The sequence below is a fragment of the Chromohalobacter sp. HP20-39 genome, assembly GCF_033052815.1.
Taxonomy (GTDB): Bacteria; Pseudomonadota; Gammaproteobacteria; order Pseudomonadales; family Halomonadaceae; genus Chromohalobacter.
In genome coordinates this window covers 1-571 of record NZ_JAWHTP010000085.1, presented here as the reverse complement: position 1 = coordinate 571, position 571 = coordinate 1, and the positions used below count along the sequence as shown (strand labels likewise).

The window sequence follows — 571 nt, the reverse complement described above, 5'->3', positions numbered from 1 at the left end:
AACATATCCACGTCGACGGCAGCATTGAGACTGCGCTGCTCGACGCCGCACGTGACACATTCCGGAACGGCGGGGAACTCAGCACGGCCCATGTCAACACGCTGCTTGAACGAGGTCTGATTGATGCCGAAGAGGCCAGGCAATGGCGTGGGGAGTGCTGGCGGCACCTATCTGACGAATGACGCTGTGCCGACTATACGCCTTGGCTCTGCTTGACAGTTGGCGTTCCTCGGCCCCGAGCGCTGGCGTCTGTGGTCGTGCGTGCCAGCATGCATTGTGGCGCTGGGGCTCGCTACGCATACAAGGGAGCAACCTTGTCGGCAGCCCCAACATTTGGGTGCTCGCTATCCACGACACGAACGTCGATGCCCAATGCGATGAGCCGGTTAATGACTCGTGTGGCGCGTGACTCGATGAAGTGCACGAGTGCGTTTGGCGGCAATTTCGTGAGTTCTGCCAGCTCCTTCACCTCTGGGCCAAGCAAGTGGCTTTCCAACACCTGGTCGAATCCTGCGGCCTCGACAAATGGCTTCAGATAGTCAACCGGGTTCTGGTCACTGATGACCAGATT

Annotated in this window: 2 protein-coding genes; one reads left to right on the top strand and one right to left on the bottom strand. The window is 59.0% G+C overall.

The genetic code is table 11. From position 1 onward, the window contains the following. Positions 1-182 (top strand): hypothetical protein (locus RVY79_RS17045; protein ID WP_317465663.1); only part of this gene is annotated, 182 nt, incomplete at its 5' end. 110 nt (positions 183-292) lie between these two features. On the opposite strand, the gene RVY79_RS17040 is transcribed toward RVY79_RS17045, so the two are convergent. Continuing rightward, the coding region (locus RVY79_RS17040; RefSeq protein WP_317465662.1) for a hypothetical protein at positions 293-571 on the bottom strand (279 nt) is incomplete at its 5' end.